At 71.3% G+C, this 22,921-nt stretch carries 18 protein-coding genes; 15 read left to right on the plus strand and 3 right to left on the minus strand.

Translation table 11 applies throughout. From position 1 onward, the window contains the following. Nucleotides 1-981 (minus strand): glycosyltransferase family 2 protein, encoded by a 981-nt coding sequence (locus CP982_RS26205; RefSeq protein WP_030668679.1) that lies wholly within the window; start codon nt 979-981, stop codon nt 1-3. Between the two features lie 198 nt (nt 982-1,179). Here CP982_RS26205 and CP982_RS26210 point away from each other — a divergent pair, with 198 nt between their 5' ends. From CP982_RS26210 to CP982_RS26270, 13 genes are all read left to right on the plus strand, one after another. Next, nucleotides 1,180-2,529 carry a DUF6716 putative glycosyltransferase gene (locus CP982_RS26210; protein ID WP_150512728.1) on the plus strand — a complete coding sequence of 450 codons (1,350 nt, stop codon included), beginning with the start codon at nt 1,180-1,182 and terminating at the stop codon, nt 2,527-2,529. Between the two features lie 98 nt (nt 2,530-2,627). Continuing rightward, the gene (locus CP982_RS26215; protein WP_150512729.1) at nt 2,628-3,923 is read left to right on the plus strand and encodes an N-acylneuraminate cytidylyltransferase; all 1,296 of its coding nucleotides are present in this window, start codon (nt 2,628-2,630) and stop codon (nt 3,921-3,923) included. A 14-nt stretch (nt 3,924-3,937) separates the two neighbouring features. Further along, nucleotides 3,938-4,873, plus strand: coding sequence for an N-acetylneuraminate synthase family protein (locus CP982_RS26220; protein ID WP_150512730.1), 936 nt, complete (start codon nt 3,938-3,940; stop codon nt 4,871-4,873). Nucleotides 4,874-5,062: 189 nt separating this feature from the next. Next, the gene (locus tag CP982_RS26225; RefSeq protein ID WP_150512731.1) at nt 5,063-6,217 is read left to right on the plus strand and encodes a hypothetical protein; all 1,155 of its coding nucleotides are present in this window, start codon (nt 5,063-5,065) and stop codon (nt 6,215-6,217) included. Nucleotides 6,218-6,739: 522 nt separating this feature from the next. Then, nucleotides 6,740-7,990: an amidohydrolase gene (locus tag CP982_RS26230; protein ID WP_150515711.1), complete on the plus strand. Its 1,251-nt coding sequence runs from the start codon at nt 6,740-6,742 to the stop codon at nt 7,988-7,990. Nucleotides 7,991-8,287: 297 nt separating this feature from the next. Then, entirely contained in the window at nt 8,288-9,388 is a 1,101-nt protein-coding gene (locus CP982_RS26235) for a BMP family lipoprotein (RefSeq protein WP_150512732.1), read from the plus strand. A 490-nt stretch (nt 9,389-9,878) separates the two neighbouring features. Then, complete coding sequence (locus CP982_RS26240; protein WP_150512733.1) at nt 9,879-10,934, plus strand: BMP family lipoprotein; 1,056 nt, start codon at nt 9,879-9,881, stop codon at nt 10,932-10,934. 202 nt (nt 10,935-11,136) lie between these two features. Then, nucleotides 11,137-12,768: an ABC transporter ATP-binding protein gene (locus tag CP982_RS26245; protein ID WP_150512734.1), complete on the plus strand. Its 1,632-nt coding sequence runs from the start codon at nt 11,137-11,139 to the stop codon at nt 12,766-12,768. Further along, the gene (locus CP982_RS26250; protein ID WP_150512735.1) at nt 12,765-13,889 is read left to right on the plus strand and encodes an ABC transporter permease; all 1,125 of its coding nucleotides are present in this window, start codon (nt 12,765-12,767) and stop codon (nt 13,887-13,889) included. The genes CP982_RS26245 and CP982_RS26250 overlap by 4 nt, the downstream gene beginning before the upstream one ends. After that, nucleotides 13,886-15,148, plus strand: a complete 1,263-nt coding sequence (locus tag CP982_RS26255; protein ID WP_150512736.1) for an ABC transporter permease — start codon at nt 13,886-13,888, stop codon at nt 15,146-15,148. Before CP982_RS26250 ends, CP982_RS26255 begins: the two co-directional genes overlap by 4 nt. Next, nucleotides 15,145-15,537, plus strand: coding sequence for a cytidine deaminase (locus tag CP982_RS26260; RefSeq protein ID WP_150512737.1), 393 nt, complete (start codon nt 15,145-15,147; stop codon nt 15,535-15,537). The genes CP982_RS26255 and CP982_RS26260 overlap by 4 nt, the downstream gene beginning before the upstream one ends. A 115-nt stretch (nt 15,538-15,652) precedes the next feature. Continuing rightward, entirely contained in the window at nt 15,653-16,930 is a 1,278-nt protein-coding gene (locus CP982_RS26265) for a thymidine phosphorylase (RefSeq protein WP_150512738.1), read from the plus strand. A 164-nt stretch (nt 16,931-17,094) separates the two neighbouring features. Beyond that, nucleotides 17,095-17,484, plus strand: coding sequence for an STAS domain-containing protein (locus CP982_RS26270; protein ID WP_150512739.1), 390 nt, complete (start codon nt 17,095-17,097; stop codon nt 17,482-17,484). On the opposite strand, the gene CP982_RS26275 is transcribed toward CP982_RS26270, so the two are convergent. Next, entirely contained in the window at nt 17,395-18,378 is a 984-nt protein-coding gene (locus CP982_RS26275; protein WP_150512740.1) for a sigma-70 family RNA polymerase sigma factor, read from the minus strand. The two genes, CP982_RS26270 and CP982_RS26275, sit on opposite strands and share 90 nt — an antisense overlap. A 173-nt stretch (nt 18,379-18,551) precedes the next feature. After that, nucleotides 18,552-19,844, minus strand: coding sequence for an MFS transporter (locus CP982_RS26280; RefSeq protein WP_150512741.1), 1,293 nt, complete (start codon nt 19,842-19,844; stop codon nt 18,552-18,554). 63 nt (nt 19,845-19,907) lie between these two features. Between CP982_RS26280 and CP982_RS26285 the strand changes: the two genes are divergently transcribed. Both CP982_RS26285 and CP982_RS26290 read left to right on the plus strand, forming a co-directional pair. Further along, nucleotides 19,908-20,870, plus strand: coding sequence for a LysR family transcriptional regulator (locus CP982_RS26285; RefSeq protein WP_150512742.1), 963 nt, complete (start codon nt 19,908-19,910; stop codon nt 20,868-20,870). 282 nt (nt 20,871-21,152) lie between these two features. Further along, complete coding sequence (locus tag CP982_RS26290) at nt 21,153-22,853, plus strand: FAD-binding oxidoreductase (protein WP_150512743.1); 1,701 nt, start codon at nt 21,153-21,155, stop codon at nt 22,851-22,853. Nucleotides 22,854-22,921: the final 68 nt, after the last annotated feature.

Here is a 22,921-nt window from a genome sequence, read left to right on the forward strand (position 1 = left end):
TCACGCGGCCACCTCCCCGGCACCGACCGGACGGCGGCGCAGGCGCCGAAGGCGGGTGGCCCGCTGCAGGTCCATGGAGTCGAGCGCCTCGTCGAGGACGCCCTGCGGCATCCGCTTGAGCGCGGCCGCGCTCAGCGTCTTCAACTTTCGCGCCACCGCTGGCTCGAACCTTTCGATTGATCCCAAGTGATGGGAGATGATCGCGCAATATGTACGGACGGCCTTCGGAAGCAGCTTGTCCGCGTCGCGGTCCTCCGCCGTCTCCTTCACCACCTGGTCGAAGGCCTTGATGAAATCGAGCTGGCGCACATCGCCGATCTGGGTGAGCGACGACGACACACCGCGCCGGTAAAACACTCCCAAGAGGCTGACCGCGGCGAACGTTTCCGCCTCGCGGTGCAGCCGCCAGATCCACGGCCGGTCCTCCGCGGTGCGCAGACCGTGCGTGAAATGCAGCAGGCCGCGGTCGAGCAGCCTGCGGTGGTAGACGCCCGCCCAGGCGAACGCGTAGTCCACGGACGTGGAGCGGTCCGCGGGCAGTATCACGTCACGCGGGCTCATCACCACGCCGCGCCTGCCGTGCGGGACGCGGTGCACGCTGCGGGCGCGCGCCGTGCACTGGACATGGTCGGTGCGTACGAAGTCGCAGCCCAACTCCTCGATGGAGGCGACGAGTTGACTGAAGTACCCGGGCGCGAGCCAGTCGTCGCCGTCGAGGAACGTCAGATATTCGCCGCGGGCCGCGTCCAGGCCGGTGTTGCGGGCGGTGGCCAGGCCCCCGTTCTGCTCGTGTCTGAGGTGCACGGCACCGGGGAGCTCGCGCGCGGCCCGCTCCAGGATGTCCGGCGTCTCGTCCGCCGAGCAGTCGTCGACGAGAATGAATTCGAAGTCGTCACGCGCGTTCGCACGCAAAGACTTCAAGGTGTCGGGCGCGTATTGCTGCACGTTGTAGAACGGCACGATGACGGAGAGCTTAACCACGTGCGAGACGTTAGGTGTCGGCCCGGCATTCGTCTTGACCCGTGGTGGGATGTCAGGTGAACGAAGCGTGGCGGAATGGTTAACCGGGCCTCCCGTCACGCATTTGCCATGCTGCTTCGCCATTCGTCGGCACGCTGTTAACCGTTTGTTGCACCTGAGTTGGGCCACGAATCGAAATGCCTTCCTAGCGTCTTCGCTGTGCCAGTAAGCAACAAGACGACGCGGGTCGCCGTGCTCGCCGACTCCGACACCCGGTGGAAGTGGGGCGCGCTCACCGCGCGGCGCCTGGTCTCAGCCGCCGGGGCCCAGGCCGCCCCCGAGGACGCACCCCAGGACGTCCACCTCGACGGATATCTGCTGCGCGGCCGGGCCACCCCGACGCCCCGCCAGCTCGAAGAGGTCGGCGTGCGGGCGGACAGCCTGCGCGAGGTCACCGCGATCGAGTTCCTGAGCGAGATGCGCGGCCGGGCCGCGGAGTACGACGTCCTCGTGCTCGCCCTCGTCGGCGGCGGCGTCCAGGCGGTCCTGCACGGCCTCGCCCGCGACTGGTCCGGCGCCCCGCAGCGGCCCGTCGTCGTCACCGGCTACGTCGGCGTCGTCTACGAGAAGCTCGCCGACGGCCTGCTCCTGCGCCACGGCGCGGACGTCGTCCTCGCCAACTCCCGTCAGGACGCGGAGCGTTTCCGCGCGGTGTACGAAGGCGTGGGCGCCGACGCCGACAGCGTCACGGAGGCCGCCCTGCCGTTCCTCGGCGGCGCGCCGTACGCGCCCCGCGACCCCTACACGGTCGTCTTCGCCGCCCAGCCCTCCGTACCGGAGAAGCGCGCCGACCGCGCGTACCTGCTCGACCGGCTCGTCCAGCACGCGCGTCTGCACCCCGAGCGCGAGGTCCTGCTCAAGCTGCGCAGCAAGCCCGGCGAGCACACCACGCACATCGAGGAACTGCCGTACCAGAAGCTGGTCAAGGGCATCGACACGCCGCCCAACTTCCGCCTCGTCTACGGGCACATGGGCGAGGTCCTCGACCGCACCGACCTGCTGGTCACGGTCAGTTCCACGGCCGCCCTCGAAGCCCTGCACCGGCGCGTCCCGACGGCCGTCCTCACCGACTTCGGCATCCGCGAGGCGCACGGCAACCACCACTTCATCGGCTCGGGCTGCCTGGCCTCCTGGAACCAGCTCGACGACGGGCACACCCCGGAGCCCGACCCCCTCTGGGTCGCGCGCCAGGGCGTCGCCGCCGACGGCACGTACGACACGGCCTTCGACGAGGCCCGCAAGCGCGTCGCGGAGCTCGTCGGACGCGCGGCCGAGGGCGGTCTGCCGCCGCTCAGGCCGTACTACACGCAGGTCACGGCCCCCGGCTATCTGCCCGGCATCCTCGCCCGCCACCACCTCGGCCCCGACGGAGCGCCGCTGCCCGGCGCCCCCGCCGCCGACCGCGAGCCGGGCCCCGTGCGCCAGGCCGTGCGCAGCGCGGCGCGCGGCGCCTACCGGCACGGAGTCCAGCGCGTCGCCCCGGTGATCCGGCGGATGGGCGAGCTGTGACCGGGCCGCACCGGGACGGCCCGCCCGTGATCCCGCAGCAAGGCCAGTACCCCCCACCAGGCACCCCTGACGCACCTGGCACCACTGAAGGAGCCTCCATGTCCAAGCCCCACCCACAGGGCGCGGCGGCACGCCGCGTCCTCGCCGTCATCCCCGCGCGGGGCGGCTCCAAGGGGGTGCCGGCGAAGAACCTGGCGCCGGTCGGCGGCGTTCCGCTGGTGGCCCGCGCGGTCCGCGCGTGCACCGCGTCCCGCCTGGTCACCCACGTCGTCGTGTCCACCGACGACACGGTGATCGCCGAGACCGCGCGGGCCGCGGGCGCCGAGGTGGTCCTTCGCCCCGCCGCCATCGCGGGCGACACGGCGACCAGCGAAGCGGCCGTCCTGCACGCCATGGACGCGCACGAGGCGCTGCACGGCGCCCCGGTCGACGTGGTCCTCCTGGTCCAGTGCACCAGCCCCTTCATCACCCGCGAGGACGTCGACGGCATCGTCGAGGCGATCGTCGAGGGCGGCGCCGACACGGCCCACACCGTGGCGCCCTTCCACGGCTTCGTCTGGCGCGACGCGGGCGACGAGCCGCCCGCCATCGAGGGCGAGCGCACCGCGCGGGAGGGCGGCTCGACCAAGGTCGTCACCGGCACCGTCACCTCCGGCGGCTACGGCGTCAACCACGACAAGTCCTTCCGCCCCCGCCGCCAGGACCGCCCCCAGGACCTCCTGGAGACCGGGGCCGCCTACGGCATGGCCGCGGCCGGCTTCCGGGAGCACAAGCACCGCTTCTTCGGCCACACCGAACTGGTGCGGACCGATCCCGCGCGCGTCCTGGAGATCGACGACCCGCACGACCTGGCCCGCGCCCGCGCCCTCGCCCCGCTCTTCGACGCGGTGTGCTCGGGCGACGAGGCGGCCCTTCCGACCCGCGACGACATCGACGCGGTCGTACTCGACTTCGACGGCACCCAGACGGACGACCGGGTGCTGATCGACTCCGACGGACGGGAGTTCGTCACCGTGCACCGCGGTGACGGCCTCGGCATCGCGGCCCTGCGCAGGTCGGGCCTGAGGATGCTGATCCTGTCCACGGAACAGAACCCGGTCGTCGCCGCGCGGGCACGGAAGCTCAAGCTCCCCGTGCTGCACGGCATCGACCGCAAAGACCTCGCACTGAAGCAGTGGTGCGAGGAGCAGGGCATCGCTCCCGAGCGCGTGCTCTACGTCGGTAACGACGTCAATGACCTCCCGTGCTTCGGCCTCGTCGGCTGGCCCGTGGCGGTCGCGAGCGCCCACGACGTCGTGCGCGGCGCCGCACGCGCGGTCACCACCGTCCCCGGCGGTGACGGCGCGATCCGAGAGATCGCCGCCTGGATCCTCGGCCCCTCCCTCAACAGTTAAGGAAAGTTCCTGCCATGAGCACTACGGCCTCCGACAACCGCCTGCGCACCCTCGGTTCGAAGACCGCGGGCCCCGGTCACCCCGTCTACATCACCGGTGAGATCGGCATCAACCACAACGGCGATCTGGAGAACGCCCTCGCGCTCATCGACGTGGCCGCCGACGCGGGCTGCGACGCGGTGAAGTTCCAGAAGCGCACGCCGGAGATCTGCACGCCGCGCGACCAGTGGGACATCGAGCGCGACACCCCCTGGGGCCGCATGACGTACATCGACTACCGCCACCGCGTGGAGTTCGGCGAGTCCGAGTACCAGGCCATCACCGAGCACTGCGCCAAGCGCGGCATCGACTGGTTCGCGTCCCCGTGGGACACCGAGGCGGTGGCCTTCCTGGAGAAGTTCGACGTCCCGGCCCACAAGGTGGCCTCGGCGTCCCTGACGGACGACGAGCTGCTGCGCGCCCTGCGCGCCACGGGCCGCACGGTCATCCTCTCCACGGGCATGTCGACGCCGAAGCAGATCCGCCACGCGGTCGAGGTCCTCGGCTCGGACAACATCCTGCTCTGCCACGCCACGTCGACGTACCCGGCCAAGGCCGAGGAGCTCAACCTCCGGGTGATCAACACCCTCCAGGCCGAGTACCCGAACGTCCCGATCGGCTACTCCGGCCACGAGACGGGCCTGCAGACGACGCTGGCGGCCGTGGCCCTCGGCGCCACCTTCGTCGAGCGCCACATCACCCTCGACCGCGCGATGTGGGGCTCCGACCAGGCCGCGTCCGTGGAGCCGCAGGGCCTCACGCGCCTCGTCCGCGACATCCGCACCATCGAGGCCTCCCTCGGTGACGGCGTCAAGAAGGTCTACGAGTCCGAGCTCGGCCCGATGAAGAAGCTCCGCCGCGTGGCGGGCGTCGTCGCCGAGTCCGCGGACCGCGAGCCCGTCGCGGTCTGAGCCCCGACCGCCGCACGCCGACGGGCGGGCGCATCCCGCCCGTCGGCCCCCGGCGCCCCCGGGAGCGCACCGGTGCCGCTCCCGCACCGCGCGTTCCCGGGTGGCCTCGCACCACCCCCACCGGCCCTCCCGCAGGGGAGGGCCGGGGCCCGGACCGACCCGCCCCACCCCGCACGGGAGGACCGACCCATGTCAGCACGGAGCGCACGGCGCGCCGCGAGGGCACCGCACGGCACGCTGGCGTTCGTGGAGTCGCCGGTGCAGCTGCTCAACGTGCTGGAGTGGGCGCATGTGTCCACGGCGCACGCCCCCGAGTCCGCGCCGGGCGACCTCACCCTGGTGGTGCTCGCCCCCACCGACCCCATGACCCGGGGCCAGCTGCGCCGCATGGCCGAACTGGCGCGCGCGGAGGGGTACACGGTGCGCTGGGAGGAGGCGCGCGGCGGCACGACCGCGCCGTTCCACACGATCGGCGGCCTCGCGGGCCCGCTGCGCAGGGCCGCCCGGATAGTGATCGGCGACCCCTTCTCGCGCTACGTGCAGCTCCTGCTGACCATCACCCGCGCGCAGGACCTCGTCGTGGTCGACGACGGCACGGCCACCATGGAGTTCATCTCCCAGCTGGCGAACGGCGAGCGCCTGGTGCGCTGGCACCGCAGGGGCGGCAGGCCGGGGCCCAGGGACATGGTCTTCATGCCCGTCTCGTCCTCGGCCCGCCGCCGCCTCACGCCGAGCCCCAAGGGCGGCCGCCGGGTGGAGGTCTTCTCCTCCATGCCCATCGACGCGGCGCCCGACGGCGTCCGCGTCACGGTGAACTCCTTCGCGTGGACGCGGGCCCGCTTCGGCCCGCCGCGCATCACCAAGGGAGCGGACCTGGTCGGCACCTCCCTCGTGGAGACCGGCGTGGTGGACCTCGACCGCTATCTGGACGCGGTGGGCGCGCTCGCCCGTACGCACGGGGCGGCCCGCTACTTCGCGCACCGCCGCGAGAGCGCCGAGAAGCTGCACCGCCTCGCGGTGGAGACCGGCCTCCAGGTGATCCGCCCCGACCTGCCCCTGGAGCTGATCGCCCGCCGGGGCCCCATCGGCCGCACCATCCTCAGCTTCCCCTCGACGGTCGTACACACCCTGCCGCTCGCCCTGGCCGGTACGGAGGTCAAGGTGGCGGTCATGGACATCGACCCCGCGTGGCTCACGGACAAGGCGTCCCCCCGGGCCCAGGGCTTCCTCTCCGGCGTCACCGGCACCGCCAGGGACGTCCACCGCCTGGCCTCGATCCTGCCCGCGGACCCGGCCCCCGGCCTCCCCGCCCAGCCGACCCGCCAGGCAGCGGCCCCGGCCTGAGCGGCCCGCCCCTGTTCAACGCTTGTTGACAGGCCGTTGATCCCCCCGGCGCATCCTGAACCAGCAACCGCGCCACCGTCCCCAGACGTGCCCCGCGGCCACACCACCCGCACCACCCACGTCCGGTCACTGCGTTTGTCCCTACACAACCGTTGTGTCCCAAGCCGGGCGGGGGTGGGGCGGGTGCGGGTGTCGGGAGGGCGGCCCCGTCTGTCCCGGTACAGGACGCGCCCCCACCCCCTCACCCGCACGTTCGATTACCAGCTGGCCCCCCGCACCGCCACCCAAACGTGCCGAAGTCCGTATTCTCCACCCCAAGGATGACCACCCACCCCAAAGGTGGAGGCCTCTGACCTGCGGTGATCTCTCTGTGTGTGCGGAAGGTAACCTACCTTCCTACCCTCCGTACCAGCCGCGCATGCGCTCGCGGCCAGTGAACTTACCTCAATCTGGCTGAACTTTTGTTGATCGAGGCTTAGTTGACGGGTGCGGCGCCTTACCCTTCACAGGGTGAACCAATTGATGTCCCGCGCGTCCACGGACGCGCCCGAAGGAGCCGAGTCCGCGCCGCCCGGAAATCCGCCCGGCGCGCTGCCAGAAGAGCTGCGCGCCGAACTCATCGCCTTCCGGCGTGACTTGCACATGCATCCGGAGCTCGGCAACCAGGAGTTCCGCACGACCGCGGCGATCAAGGCGCGCCTGGAGAAAGCCGGGCTCACGCCCCGCGTGCTCCCGGTCGGCACCGGGCTCGTCTGTGACGTCGGAGGCACCCCGGAGAGCGCCGGACGCCCCGTGCTCGCGCTGCGCGCGGACATCGACGCCCTGCCCATCCCCGACACCAAGACCAGCGTCAGCTACCGCTCCACCGTCCCGGACCGCGCCCACGCCTGCGGCCACGACGTCCACACGACCGTCGTCCTCGGCGCCGGGCTCGTCCTCGCCGGACTCGCCCGCGCGGGGCAGCTGCCGCACCCGGTGCGGCTGATCTTCCAGCCCGCGGAGGAGGTGCTCCCCGGCGGCGCCACGGACGCCGTCGCCTGCGGCGCCCTCGACGGCGTCGGCCGGATCATCGCCGTCCACTGCGACCCCCGCGTCGACGCGGGCCGCATCGGCCTGCGCCACGGCCCGATCACCTCCGCCTGCGACCGCCTGGAGGTCTCCCTCGACGGCCCCGGCGGCCACACCGCGCGGCCGCATCTGACGACCGACCTCGTCACCGCCGCCGCCAAGGTCGTCAGCGATGTCCCGGCCCTGGTCGGCCGGCGCGTGGACGCCCGTTCGGGCCTCTCCGTCACCTGGGGCCGCATCGACGCGGGCCACGCGTGCAACGTGATCCCGCAGCACGCCGAGCTCTCCGGCACCATCCGCTGCCTCGACATCAACACCTGGCGGCAGGCCCCCGACATCGTGCACGCCGCCGTCCAGGAGGTCGCCGACCTGTACCGCGCCAAGTCCGTGATCAACTACGTGCGCGGGGTACCGCCCGTCGTCAACGACCCGGACGTCACGGACCTGTTGAGGGCGTCCATGACCGCACGGCGCGGCGTCGAGGCGGTCGAGGACACCGAGCAGAGCCTCGGCGGCGAGGACTTCTCCTGGTATCTGGAGCACGTGCCGGGCGCCATGGCCCGACTCGGCGTCCGTACGCCGGGCGAGCGCGGCGTACGCGATCTGCACCAGGGCGACTTCGACGCCGACGAGCACGCCATCACCGTGGGCGTGGAGCTCTTCACCGCCGCCGCGTTCCTCGACGCGGCCACCCGCACCGCCTGAGGGCCCCGCCCTCCCACGGCCCGTACGCGCCACGGCCGCACCGCCAGAAGCACCCGGCCGGGATCCCGCGAAGCGTCGCCGCCGGCACCCACAAGGCGCCGCGGCCCGCACCCGGGATCCGCTCCGCGGCCCGCCCGCCGCGAATCCCGCCGCGGATCCCGCAACGAATCCCGCCACGAATCGATAACGGCCCCCGCCGAAACCGTTTCCCTCCCTTTCTACGCGCGTTAGTGTGCGCCGAAATCCGCGCCGTTCCAGGTGCGTCGGGGAACGTTCGGAACGTGAGGGGTACGTCCTATGCGTCGACGTCGTCAGTTTCGCACCACCCGTCAAACAAGGATTTCCCGCGTGGCGGTGGCGGTGGCGGCCCTCGCCCTCGTGGCCACCGCGTGCGGGGAGACCAGCAGCGACGCCGCCAAGGACGACGACGGCGGTGACAAGAAGAGCGGCGCGTACCAGGGCAAGGGCATCGGACTCGCGTACGACATCGGCGGGCAGGGCGACCAGTCCTTCAACGACGCCGCCCACAGCGGCTACCAGCGGGCCCGCAAGGACTTCAAGATCGACGGGGTCGACATGGAGCCCGGCGACGGCGAGTCCAGCGCCGACAAGACCCAGCGCATCGAACAGCTCGCCCGCCAGGGGTACGACCCGGTGATCGGCGTCGGCTTCATCTACGCCCCCGCGATACAGGAAGTGGCGAAGAAGTACCCGGACACCACGTTCGGGATCGTCGACGACAACACCGTCCAGGCCGAGAACGTCGCCGATCTGGTCTTCCACGAGGAGCAGGGCTCCTATCTCGCCGGAGTCGCCGCCGCGAAGACGACCAAGGCCGGACACGTCGGATTCATCGGCGGCGTCGACATTCCGATCATTCACAAATTCGAAGCCGGGTTCGTCCAGGGCGTGAAGTCGGTCGACCCGAAGATCAAAATTGAGCGCCGCTATCTGACCGAGAAGCCGGAGGAGGGCGGGTTCGCCAGCCCCGACAAGGGCCAGGACGCCGCGAGCGGCCAGCTCGAAGCGGGCGCGGACGTGCTCTACCACGCGGCCGGGCTCTCCGGGCAGGGCGTGATCCAGGAGGCCGGGTCGCAGAAGAAGTGGGCCATCGGCGTCGACTCCGACCAGTACCGGCAGAAGGCCCTGTCCAAGTACCGGAAGCACATCCTCGGTTCGGCGTTCAAGGACGTGGGCGGGGCGGTGTACGACCTGACGAAGTCGGTCGTCCGCGGCAAGCCGATGAAGGGCACGCAGCGGTACGACCTGGAGTCGGGCCGGGTCGGGTTCTCCGACTCCAACCCCGACTACCGGGCGATGAAGGACGTCGTGGCCGCGGTCGAGCAGGCGAAGAAGGACATCATCAGCGGCAAGGTCAAGGTCGAGATCAAGCCATAGGACCGGGAGGGGCGCGTGCGCGGGCCACCCAGCCCGTCCGGCGTTCGAGGACGAGGCCGCAGGCCGATCCGGCCCGGGGTGGAGGCCCCGCGCCAGACCCCCGTTCAAGGCCAGAGGCCAGCCACCGTGGGGAGGTTCACGTCGTACGTATAACCACCGCGACCGACCAAGTCCCCCGCGCCCGGACGTCGTACGTATAACCCGTTGCGCCCCGGCGGATCCGTCCGCCGAGGGCGGCGTCGACCAGCTGTCACCTGGTCGACGCCCGGCGGCCACAGCTCGATAACGGACCGGACAGAAGGGTTCTTATGTCAGGTCTACGCGCGTTACGCTGCGGCGAAATCGCGCCGGGTGAGGCGCGCCTCACGTACGTCCTCGCGTACGCCTCCGTACGTTTTCGCAGCGTGTGCACGCGCAGCAGCGCACCCCCGCACGCGTGGCGGCCGTACCCGCGTACACGTCAGGTCGTTGTCAAAAGGAGTTCGTCCCTATGCGCCGGGTGTCCCGACTCGCGCTCGCGTCCGCCGCGACCGCTGCCTTCGCCGTCACCGTCTCCGCCTGTGGCGGCACCTCCAGCGACGCCGCCAAGAGCGACGACGGCGGCAAGAAGAAGGGCGTGGCGATCGCGTACGACGTCGGCGGCGCCGGCGACCAGTCCTTCAACGACGCCGCCACGGCGGGCATGGACAAGTCCGCCGCGGACTTCAAGATCGGCAAGAAGGCCGTCGAGCCGACCGACGGCGAGTCCGACGCCGACAAGATCCAGCGCCTCACCGAGCTGGCCAAGCAGGGCTACAACCCGGTCATCGGCGTCGGCTACGCCTACGCGCCCGCCATCAAGGAGGTCGCGGCCAAGAACCCGGACGTCACCTTCGGCATCGTCGACGACGCCACCATCAACGCCAAGAACGTCGCCGACCTGGTCTTCAACGAGGAGCAGTCCTCCTACCTGGCGGGCGTCGCCGCCGCCAAGGCCACCAAGTCCAAGACCGTCGGCTTCATCGGCGGCGTGGACAACCCGCTGATCCGCAAGTTCGAGGCGGGCTTCGTCCAGGGCGTCCAGGCCACCGACAAGTCCGTCAAGATCAAGCGCCAGTTCCTCACCGAGAAGGCCGAGGACGGCGGCTTCTCCAGCCCGGACAAGGGCAAGGAGGCGGCCGGCGGCCAGATCGAGGGCGGCGCCGACGTCGTCTACCACGCCGCCGGCCTCTCCGGCCAGGGCGTCATCGAGGCCGCCGCCGCCAAGAAGGTGTGGGCCATCGGCGTCGACTCCGACCAGTACAAGCAGAAGGCCCTCGACAAGTACAAGAAGTACATCCTGACCTCGGCCACCAAGGACGTCGCCGGCGCGGTGTACAACCTGGTGAAGTCGGTTCAGGATGACAAGGCCGAGGGCGGCGTCGTCCGCGCCGACCTGAAGTCCGGCGGCGTCGGACTCGCCGACTCCAACCCGGAGTTCACGAAGATGAAGGACCTCCAGGCGGAGCTGAAGAAGGCCGAGCAGGGCATCATCAGCGGCAAGATCAAGGTCAACACGAAGCTCTGAGCGAGCGGCGTCACGGCCGCGGAACGGGGTGTGGGCACCATGGACGGTCACGTCCGCTCGCGCCCCGTTCGCGCGGCCAGGCCTCAACCACCGGGAAACGTACCGCAGTCGGCGGCGCGCGGTGACGTCTGAGGCGTGAAGCAGGGGCACACCGCGTCGCGGCGCAGGCCCCTTTCCTTTAAGTCCCCGAGGAGAGTGCGCCATCGACGCGTCCACCACCCCTCCGCCCACCGCCACCACGTGCGCGGTGGAACTCGCCGGAATCACCAAGCGGTTCCCCGGCGTGGTCGCCAACCACGACATCCACCTCAGCGTCCGCAAGGGCACCGTCCACGCCCTCGTCGGCGAGAACGGCGCCGGCAAGTCGACCCTGATGAAGATCCTCTACGGCATGCAGAAGCCGGACGAGGGCACCATCGCGGTCGACGGCGAGCAGGTCGCCTTCGCCAGCCCGGCCGACGCCATCGCGCGCGGCATCGGCATGGTGCACCAGCACTTCATGCTCGCCGACCAGCTCACGGTCCTGGAGAACATCGTCCTCGGCAGCGAGAAGCTGTACGGCATCGGTGCCGGGGCCCGCCGCAAGGTCCTGGAGATCTCCGAGCGCTACGGCCTCGGCGTGCGCCCGGACGCCGACGTCGAGGACCTGGGCGTCGCCGACCGGCAGCGCGTGGAGATCCTCAAGGTCCTGTACCGGGGCGCCACCACGCTCATCCTCGACGAGCCGACCGCCGTGCTCGTGCCGCAGGAGGTCGACGCGCTCTTCGACAACCTGCGCGAGCTCAAGTCCGAGGGCCTGTCCGTCATCTTCATCTCGCACAAGCTGGGCGAGGTGCTCTCGGTGGCGGACGACATCACCGTCATCCGGCGCGGCACGACCGTGGGCACGGCCGTGCCGTCGCAGACCACGCCGCGCCAGCTCGCCGAGCTGATGGTGGGCAGCGAGCTGCCGACGCCGGAGACCGCCGAGTCGACGGTCACCGACCGGCCGATGCTGGAGGTCGACGGGCTCAAGCTGCTCGCCGCCGACTCCGAGCGGGCGCTCCTCGACGACATCTCCTTCACCATCCACGAGGGCGAGGTCCTCGGCATCGCCGGTGTCGAGGGCAACGGCCAGACCGAGCTGATCGACGCGTTGATCGGCCTCAAGCACGCCGACTCCGGAACCGTCCGGCTCGCCGGCGAGGACATCACCGCCTGGGCGACGCGCAAGCGCCGCGAGGAGGGCGTCGGCTACATCCCCGAGGACCGCCACCGCCACGGGCTCCTCCTGGAGTCCCCGCTGTGGGAGAACCGCATCCTCGGCCACGTGACCGAGAAGCCCAACGCGCGCGGCTTCTGGCTCGACCCCAAGGGCGCCCAGGCCGACACCCGGCGCATCGTCGAGGAGTACGACGTCCGTACGCCCGGCATCGACGTGACCGCGGCCTCCCTGTCCGGCGGCAACCAGCAGAAGCTGATCGTCGGCCGCGAGATGAGCCACAAGCCGCGCTTCCTCATCGCCGCGCACCCCACGCGCGGCGTGGACGTCGGCGCGCAGGCGCAGATCTGGGACCAGATCCGCGAGGCCCGCCGCGAGGGCCTCGCCGTGCTCCTCATCTCCGCCGACCTCGACGAGCTGATCGGCCTGTCCGACACGCTCCGGGTGATCTACCGCGGGCGGCTCGTCGCGGACGCCGACCCGGCCTCGGTCACGCCGGAGGAGCTGGGCTCGGCCATGACGGGCGCGGCCTCCGGCCATCTGGAGCACGTGGAGGAACCCGAGAACGACGCGTCCGCCGCGCCGGCGGCGGACGTCATGGAAGACGCCGGTCCGGAGGACGAGGCCCGATGAAGAAGTTCGACAAGGAGCGCGTGCTCCTCGCCCTCGCGGGCCCGGTCATCGCGCTCGTCGCGGCCATGGTGCTGACCTCGGTCGTGCTGGTCGCCTCGGGCAAGAGCCCGATCGAGCCGTACAGCCTGATGTTCGAGCAGGGCACCTACTCGGACATCCAGGTCCTGATCATCAATCAGGCCGGGATGTACTACCTGGCCGCCCTCGCGGTGGCCATCGGCTTCCGCATGAACCTGTTCAACATCGGCGTGGACGGCCAGTACCGCCTCGCCGCGATGGTCACCGCGGTCGTCGGCGCGCACGTGTCGCTGCCGTCGGGCCTCCAGATCCCGCTCCTGATCCTGGTGGCGATGCTCACCGGCGCCTTCTGGGCGGGCGTCGCGGGCATCCTGAAGACCACCCGGGGCGTCAGCGAGGTCGTCTCGACGATCATGCTCAACGCCATCGCGACGAGCGTCATCGGCTACCTCACCCTCGAGGAGAACTTCGGCGTCCCGGTCGGCAACAACCAGACCACCGGCGTCATGCACTCCTCCGGCTGGTTCCCCGGCATCGACATGGGCTCCTCCGGCGAGGTCTACGGCTTCGTGGTCGTCGCCGTCCTCGCGGGCGTCCTGTACTGGCTCGTCCTCAACCGCACCCGCTTCGGCTTCGACCTGCGCGCCACCGGCGCCTCCCCGTCGGCCGCCGCCGCGTCCGGCGTCAACGCCAAGCGCATGGTGCTCACCGCCATGCTGATCTCCGGCGCGGTCGCGGGCCTCGCGGGCATGCCGATCCTCCTCGGCGACGTGCACACCTACAGCCTGAGCTTCCCCACAGGACTCGGCTTCACCGGCATCACCATCGCGCTGCTCGGCCGCAACAACCCGGTCGGCATCGCCTTCGCCGCGCTGCTCATCGCGTTCCTCGACAAGGCGTCCCCCGCGCTCGACTACAAGGGGTACGACAAGGAGATCGCGGTCATCATGCAGGGCCTGATCGTGATCGCCGTCGTGGTCTCCTACGAGGCCGTGCGCCGCTGGGGGCTGCGCCGCCAGCAGCAGCGCGTCGGTGAGGAACTCGCCGCGGCCGCTCGCGCAGCAAGCACCAACGACTCCGTGAAGGAGGTGGCCGCGCGATGAGCTCCGCCACCGTCACCAAGGCCGCGCCCGTGAAGGCCGCGCCGGGCCGCCGCCGCGTCTCGCTCCCCGTCCTGCTGCTCATCATCGCGGGCGTGCTCGTCCTGACCTCGGTCGTACGGATGGTCACCGACGCCCACGGCATCACCTCCACCGGGCAGATGTCCGGCGCCCTGCGCCTGGCCGTGCCGATCGGGCTCGCGGGCCTCGGCGGCCTGTGGGCCGAGCGCGCGGGCGTGGTCAACATCGGCCTCGAAGGCATGCTGATCCTCGGCACCTGGTTCGGCGCCTGGGCGGGCTACCAGTGGGGCCCCTGGGTCGGCATCCTCTTCGGCATCCTCGGCGGCGCCATCGGCGGTCTGCTGCACGCGATCGTCACGGTCACGTTCAACGTCAACCACATCGTCTCCGGTGTGGCGATCAACATCCTCGCCCTCGGCATCACCCGCTATCTGTCGACGTACGCCTTCGAGGGCACGGACGGCGGCTCGTCCAAGCAGTCGCCGGGCGTGGACTCGCTCGGCAAGTTCTCCGTGCCGGGCCTCTCGGACTGGCTGGTGGACCTCAACCAGAAGCACTGGTTCCTGGTCTCCGACCTCGCGGGCCTGCTCGGCGGGCTGCTCACCGACGTCTCGCCGCTGACGCTCATCGCCATCGCGATGGTGCCGCTGAGCTGGTTCGTCCTCTGGCGCACCGCGTTCGGCCTGCGCCTGCGCTCCTGCGGCGAGAACCCGGTCGCCGCGGAGTCCCTCGGCGTCAACGTCTACAAGTACAAGTACCTGGCGGTCGTGATCTCCGGCGGCCTCGCCGGTCTCGGCGGCGCCTTCCTGTCCCTGGTCGCGTCGAACATCTACCTGGAGGGCCAGACCGGCGGCCGCGGCTACATCGGCCTCGCCGCGATGATCTTCGGCAACTGGATGCCGGGCGGACTCGCGATCGGCGCGGGCCTGTTCGGTTACACCGACAGCCTGAAGCTGCGGGGCGGCGGCACGAATGTCCACGCGCTGCTGCTCCTGATCGCCATCCTGCTGATCATCGGTGCGATCTACCTGGTGTGGCGTAAGCGCTACGTCCCCGCGGCGATCACCGCGGCGGTCTCGGCGCTGACGTTCGCCTGGTACGGCCTCACCGACGAGGTGCCGAACCAGGTCGTGACGGCCACGCCGTACGTCGTGACGCTGCTGGTCCTGTCGCTGTCCGCGCAACGCCTGCGGATGCCGAAGGCGAACGGCCTGCCGTACCGGAAGGGACAAGGGAAGTGACCACCGCTGCCGACTGGGAGGCCCTGCGGGACGCCGCGCGCGAGGCCATGTCCCGCGCGTACGCGCCCTACTCGGGCTTCCCCGTCGGCGCGGCGGCCCTGGCCGACGACGGCCGCACGGTCACCGGCTGCAACGTGGAGAACGCCTCGTACGGGCTCGGCCTGTGCGCCGAGTGCGGTCTGATCTCGCAGCTCCAGCTCACCGGCGGCGGCCGCCTCACCCACTTCACCTGCGTGGACGGCAAGGGCGACATCCTCATGCCGTGCGGCCGCTGCCGCCAGCTCCTGTACGAGTTCGGCGGCCCCGGCCTCCTGGTGGAGACGGCGTCGGGCATCCGCACCCTCGGCGAGATGCTGCCGGACGCGTTCGGCCCCGAGAACCTGAACTGAGACAAGGCCCCCGCCGTCGGCGGGGGCCTTCTTCAACCCCCTTTCTCTATGCGCGTAGAGTCCCGTCTGCGCACGACTTTTCTCCGCACGACTGTCACTGCCGGAAGGACATGCCATGGACGTCATCTCCGTCATCCGTACCAAGCGGGACCGGGGCGAGCTGAGCGACGAGCAGATCGACTGGGTCATCGACGCGTACACGCGCGGCGCCGTCGCCGACGAGCAGATGTCGGCCCTGGCCATGGCCATCCTGCTCAACGGCATGAACCGCGCCGAGATCGCCCGCTGGACGGCGGCGATGATCGCGTCCGGCGAGCGCATGGACTTCTCCTCCCTGTCCCGCCCCACCGCCGACAAGCACTCCACCGGCGGCGTCGGCGACAAGATCACGCTGCCGCTCGCCCCGCTGGTCGCCGCGTGCGGCGCGGCCGTGCCGCAGCTGTCCGGGCGCGGCCTCGGCCACACCGGCGGCACCCTCGACAAGCTGGAGGCCATCCCCGGCTGGCGCGCCCTGCTCTCCAACGAGGAGATGCTGAACGTCCTCGACGGCGTGGGCTCGGTCATCTGCGCGGCGGGCGACGGCCTGGCCCCCGCCGACAAGAAGCTGTACGCGCTCCGCGACGTGACCGGCACGGTGGAGGCGATCCCGCTGATCGCCTCCTCCATCATGTCCAAGAAGATCGCGGAGGGCACGGGCTCGCTCGTCCTGGACGTGAAGGTCGGCACCGGCGCGTTCATGAAGACGATCGAGGACGCGCGCGAACTGGCCTCCACGATGGTCGGTCTGGGCACCGACCACGGCGTGCGCACGGTGGCGCTCCTGACGGACATGTCCACGCCGCTCGGCCTCACCGCGGGCAACGCGCTCGAAGTCCGCGAGTCCGTCGAGGTCCTGGCGGGCGGTGGCCCGGCCGACGTCGTGGAGCTGACCCTCGCGCTCGCCCGCGAGATGCTCGACGCGGCGGGCCTGCCGGACGCCGACCCGGCGAAGGCCCTCGCCGACGGCTCCGCGATGGACGTCTGGCGCCGCATGATCGCCGCGCAGGGCGGCGACCCCGACGCGGAGCTGCCGGTGGCGCGCGAGACCCACGTCGTGACCGCGCCGTCGTCCGGCGTCCTGACCCGCCTCGACGCGTACGACATCGGCGTCGCGGCCTGGCGCCTCGGCGCGGGCCGCGCCCGCAAGGAGGACCCGGTGCAGGCCGGGGCGGGCATCGAACTCCACGCCAAGCCGGGCACCGCGGTGGTGGCCGGACAGCCCCTCCTCACCCTCCACACGGACACCCCCGACCGCTTCGAGTACGCCCTCAAGTCCCTGGCGGGCGCGTACGACATCGCCCCCGAGGGCACGGCCTTCTCGGCGAAGCCGATCGTCCTGGAGCGGGTGGGCTGAACCGGTCGCCGGGGCCGCGCTTGAAATCCCTCAGCCCGTCCGGCGTTTGAGGACGAGGCGCGGAGCGCCGATTCGGGGGAAAGGAGCGGAGCCCCATCCGTGTCGGGGTCCGGGGCGGAGCCCCGGTTTCGGGAAGGGGCGGGGTGGGGGAGCAAGGCGCACCGATGAGTTCGCCGCCCCCCGCCGGTCCCTCCTACGTGGCAACCTCTGCGAACCTCATGGTCATCACCGGCCCCGTCCGGCCGGACGACGTACCCGCGCTGTGCGCCGAACTGCGCCACCGCGCGGGGAACGGCCACACCGAAGTGGTGTGTGACCTGCGCGGCGTCACCACCGCGGACCTGGCCACGGTCGACGCCGTCGCCCGGCTGCGGCTCGCCGCCCGCAGGGCCGGGGTGGGACTGCGCCTGCGCGGCCCCACCCCGGCGCTGTGGGCGCTGCTGTGCCTCGTCGGTCTCGCGGAGCTATGCGTCGAGGTGGAGCGGGACCCCGAACAGCGGGAACCACCGCTCGGTGTCGAGGAAGCAGTGGAATCCGGCGACCCGGCCCGCTGAGAGCTCGATGACCTGGATCGCCCACGGCACGAAGCCGCCGTTGTCCGGGTCGGGCTTGTACTGCGCGAACGCGGGGGTGCCGTTCGCCTCCACCGGGATCAGCCGGGAGTTCGCGCACGCCGCGCCCATCGTCGACATGAAGCCGGTGATGTCCTGCGGCCCGCGCAGCCACAGGTCGAACGGCGGCATCGTCATGACGGCGTCCTCGTGGAGCAGGGCGGTGAGCGCCGCCATGTCGTACCCCTCGAAGGCCTTCACATAGCGGTCGAGGAGCTTGCGCTGCTCCTCGTCGAGCGGGTCGGACGTCGCGGTGTCGTCGGCCGGGCGCTCGGCGAGGGTCGCGCGGGCCCGCTGCAGCGCGCTGTTCACGGAGGCGACCGTCGTGCCGAGCAGCTCGGCGACCTCACTGGCCTTCCAGGCGAGGACCTCGCGCAGGATCAGCACCGCCCGCTGCTTGGCGGGCAGTTGCTGGAGCGCGGCGATGAAGGCGAGCCGCACGGACTCCTTGGCGACGGCTGCCTCCTCGGGGCCGCTGACGGCGGGCAGCACGCGGGCGTCCGGTATCGGCTCCAGCCAGACGTTGTCCGCGCGGGGGGTGAGGGCGGCCTGGGCCAGCGGCGTGGACGCGGTCAGGTCCATGGGGCGGGCGCGGCGATTGCCCGCGTTCAGCATGTCCAGGCAGACGTTCGTCGCGATGCGGTACAGCCAGGAGCGGAGGCTGGAGCGGCCCTCGAACTTCTCATAGCTGCGCCAGGCGCGGACCATCGTGTCCTGCACGGCGTCCTCGGCCTCGAAGGCCGAGCCCAGCATGCGATAGCAGTACCCCGTGAGCTCGACGCGGTGCTTCTCCAGGCTCGCGTCCAGCTCGGTGGTCGCTCCAACGGTACGGCTCATCCCAACCCACCCCTGTGCCTCTGCCTCGCCGGCGCGGACGCCCCAGCACACCGGAAGCTACCGCAGCCCACTGACAACGGCCTCCGGAGCGGAGAAAACGGCAGCTCACCGGGGTCGCATGCGCTATGGGCGCACGCCTTGCGGCATGCGCCCGCGCCCTGCCACCGGCGCCGTCAGCAGGCGCTCGCCACCGGCGCCGGGCGCCGCGCGGCCCGGGTCCCGAACAGCGTGATCCCCACGACGCCGGTCACCGCGAGCACGCCGAGCGCCACGGTCCCGGCCCAGCCGCCGGAGTGGAAGGCGATCGCGCCGAGCGTGCCGCCCGCGCTGCTGCCCACGTAGTACGCGGACTGGTAGAGCGCCGACGCCTGCGCGCGGCCCCGGGTGGCCGTGCGGCTCACCGACGAGGACGCCACGGCGTGTCCCGCGAAGAAGCCCGCCGTGATCAGGACGAGGCCGAGCAGGACGAGGAGGATGTCGGAGGACAGGGAGAGCAGCAGGCCCGCCGCCGTCGTGCTCGCGGCCAGGTAGAGCGCGCCGCGCCGCCCGAGCCGCGCGACCAGCTTCCCGGCCGCGGCCGAGGAGGCCGTACCGACCAGATAGACGAGGAAGATCGAGCCGATGACGCCCTGCGGCAGCGAGAACGGCGCCTCGGTGAGGCGGTAGCCGATCACCGTGTAGACCGCGCCGAACACCGTCATGAACAGCGCGCCGATCGCGTACAGACGGCACAGCAGCGGGTTCGACAGGTGCGAACGCACCGTGCGGGCCAGGGACTTCGGGCTCAGCGTGCCCGGTGTGAAGTGGCGCGGCGCGGGCAGCAGCGCGCGGAAGGCGAGCGCGCACAGGACCGCGACGGCGCCGACGACGGCGAGCGCCCAGCGCCAGCCCCAGGCCTGCGCGACCCAGCCGGTGACGATGCGGCCGCTCATGCCGCCGATGGAGTTGCCCGCCACGAACATGCCGATCGCGGCGACGAGGGCCTTGGGCCGCACCTCCTCGGCGAGGTACGCCATCGCGGAGGCGGGCAGACCGGCGAGCGCCGCGCCCTGCACCGCGCGCAGCGCGATCAGCGCGCCCACCGACGGGGCGAGCGGCACGAGCAGGCCGACCACGACGGCGACGGCCAGCGAGGCCGTCATCAGGGTGCGGCGGCCGTACCGCTCCGACAGGGCGCTCAGCGGCAGGACGAACAGGGCGAGCGCGCCGGTCGCGGCGGACACCGTCCAGCTCGCGGTGGACGCGCTCACGCCCAAGTCGGCGGAGATCAGGGGCAGGAGCGCCTGCGTGGAGTACAGCAGGGCGAAGGTGGCGACGCCCGCGAGGAAGAGCGCGAAGCTCATGCGGCGGTAGCCGGGGCCTCCGGGTGCCATGCGGGAGTCGCGCGGGGTGGAATCGGGAGCGGGGGACGACGGGGGAAGGGCGACCGCGTGGGTGGCGGCCGCCCCGCTACTGGCAGGAGGCATGTCACGAACGTATGACCGCCCCTCCTCATGCGTCCAATGCATGAACCGGCCATAATCCATCCCATGCAGCATCAGCCGAGGTCAGCGGGTCGACTGTCGCAGAACAGTGACACAGAGGACACAGATCACATCGTGCGGCTGCTCGCCCCGCGCCTGGCGTACTTCGCCGGGGTCGCGCGCACCGAGCACGTCACGCGCGCCGCCCAGGAGCTCCAGGTGCCGCAGTCCACGCTGTCGCGGGCGCTGGTCCGGCTCGAACGGGACCTGGGTGTCGACCTGTTCGCGCGGCACGGGCGCACGGTGTCGCTCACCCCCGCGGGCCGCACCTTCCTCGGCTCGGTCGAGCGCGCGCTCGCCGAGGTCGGCCGGGCCGCCGAGTCCGTGCGCGCCGACGCGGACCCGGCGGCGGGCAAGGTCGCGTTCGGCTTCCTGCACACCATGGGGTCCGAGACGGTCCCCGGCCTGATCCGGGCGTTCAGGGCCGACCATCCGCGCGTGCGGTTCAGCCTCGTCCAGAACTACGGCGAGGCCATGATCGAGCGGCTGCGCGCCGGGGAGCTCGACCTGTGTCTCACCTCGCCGGTGCCCGACGCCCCCGACCTGGTCGCGCGGCGCCTGGACGAGCAGCGCCTGCGGCTCGTGGTGCCGGACGACCACCGGCTCGCCGGGCGCAAGCGGGTGCGGCTCGCCGAGGCCGCCGACGAGGCCTTCGTGACCCTGGAGCCGGGGTACGGCCTCCGGCGGATCACCGACGCCCTCTGCGCCGAGGCCGGGTTCAAGCCCCGGATCGCGTTCGAGGGGGAGGAGGCGGAGACGCTGCGGGGCCTGGTGGCCGCCGGGCTCGGCGTGGCGCTGCTCCCGCCGCCCGCCGTGGCCCGGCCGGGGGTGGTGGAGCTGAACGTCACCGGGCAGCGGGCGGTCCGCGAGATCGGCGTGGCGTGGCTGGACGGGCACCCGGACACCGCGCCGGTGGCGGCGTTCAAGCGGTTCCTGCTGAGCAGACGCGGACAGCTGCTGCCCCGCTGACGGGGCGGGGCGGCCGCCCGGCGGAATTCCCCCGGCCGCCCGCCCGGCGGAATTCCCCGATCGCCCCGGAATGAACAGGACTTGCGAGTAGGACGAGTTGCACATGCTGCAACCAAATGTGGTTTCGCAGGCAGTTCGGACAGTTTTATCGATCGAGGTGTTGCGTCACACCAGTAACACTGGTCTAGGCTTTGATCGATCATCGTTCGATGGGTCTTCAACTTCCTTTGTGGCCATGCCCGTTGGGGGAGTGGAGCCAGGTGCGAGACAAGTGAGGCATACATGGCAAAGAACGACAGATCCCTGGGTCGTAGATCCCTCCTGACCGGTGCCGCCGCCGTCGCCGGTGGGGCGGCCGTCAGCTCGGCGCTGCCCGCGACCGCTCAGGCCGCCCCGCGCGCCGCCGCCGCGACGACTGCCGCGTCGGCCGCCGAGGCCGCCGCGACGACCGACTACGTCACCGTCAGCCCCACTGACCCGCGCTTTCCCGACCTGGTGCGCGGTACCAACCAGCGCTGGGTCGCCAAGCCCGACTACGTCCGCCTGGTCACCACCACCGCCCAGGCCGTGCGCGCCGTCCAGGACGCCGTCTCCGCGAACAAGCGCCTGACCGTGCGCAGCGGCGGCCACTGCTACGAGGACTTCGTCTTCAACAAGGACGTCCAGGTCGTCATCGACATGTCGGGGATGACCCAGGTCTACTACGACAGCGCCAAGAACGCCTTCGCCGTCGAGGGCGGTGCCTCCAACCTCCAGATCTACGAGACGCTCTACAAGCTGTACGGCGTCACGCTCCCGGCCGGCTCCTGTGCCTCCGTCGGCGCGGGCGGCCACATATCGGGCGGCGGCTACGGCCTGCTCTCCCGTTTGCACGGACTGACCGTCGACCACCTCTACGGCGTCGAGGTCGTCACGGTGGACAAGAACGGCACCGCCAAGGCCGTCGTCGCCACCCGCGACTCCACCGACGCGAACCTCAAGGACCTGTGGTGGGCCCACACCGGCGGTGGCGGCGGCAACTTCGGCCTGATCACCCGCTACTGGCTGCGCTCGCCCGGCGCCACCGGGACCGACCCGACCAAGCTCCTGCCGAAGCCCCCGTCCGAGGTCTTCGTGCACGCCACGGCCTTCCCCTGGAAGGACATGACCGAGGCGTCCTTCACCCGCCTGCTGCAGAACTGGGGCGCCTGGCACGAGAAGAACAGCGCCCCGGACTCCAAGTTCAACTCGCTGTTCGGCCTCCTGAAGCTGAACCAGAAGGCCAGTGACAACGCGCAGATCGCCCTGCTCACGCAGATGGACGCCACCGTCCCCGACGCCCAGGCCCTCCTCGACGAGTACCTGGCCGCGATCTCCGCGGGCGTGGGCGTCACGCGCCAGGCGATGACCCTGCGGTCGGGCGAGCACGCGGCCATGCCGCAGTTCGCCAAGCCGCGCACGCTGCCCTGGTACATCGCCACCGACTACCTCAGCGGCGGCAACCCCACGCTGTACGGCAAGTACAAGTCGGCCTACGCCCGCAAGGGCTTCTCCGTCACCCAGATCAAGGCGATGTACAAGCACCTGACGCGCACCGACTACAGCAACGGTGACGCGCTGGTCCAGATCGACTCGTACGGCGGCCGCATCAACGCCGTCAAGCCCGGCGACACCGCCGTGCCGCAGCGCGACTCGGTGCTCAAGCTCCAGTACCAGACCTACTGGACCGACCCGGCCGAGGAGGCCAAGCACCTGGCCTGGATCCGCGAGTTCTACAAGGACGTGTACGCGGAGACCGGCGGCGTCCCGGTGCCCGGCGACATCAACGACGGCTGCTATGTGAACTACCCCGACAAGGACCTCGGCGACGCCGCCTGGAACACCTCGTCGACCGCGTGGAACAGCCTGTACTACAAGGACAACTACGCCCGCCTGCAGAAGGCGAAGGCGGCCTGGGACCCGAAGGACATCTTCCGACACGCCCAGTCGGTCCGGCTGCCGTAAGGCAGTGACGCACTAGGCCGCAGGCCGTCCCCGCGCCCCGCGGGAGCGCCCCTTAGGGGCGCGGGGAA

It is taken from the genome of Streptomyces spectabilis (genome assembly GCF_008704795.1).
Classification (GTDB): domain Bacteria; phylum Actinomycetota; class Actinomycetes; order Streptomycetales; family Streptomycetaceae; genus Streptomyces; species Streptomyces spectabilis.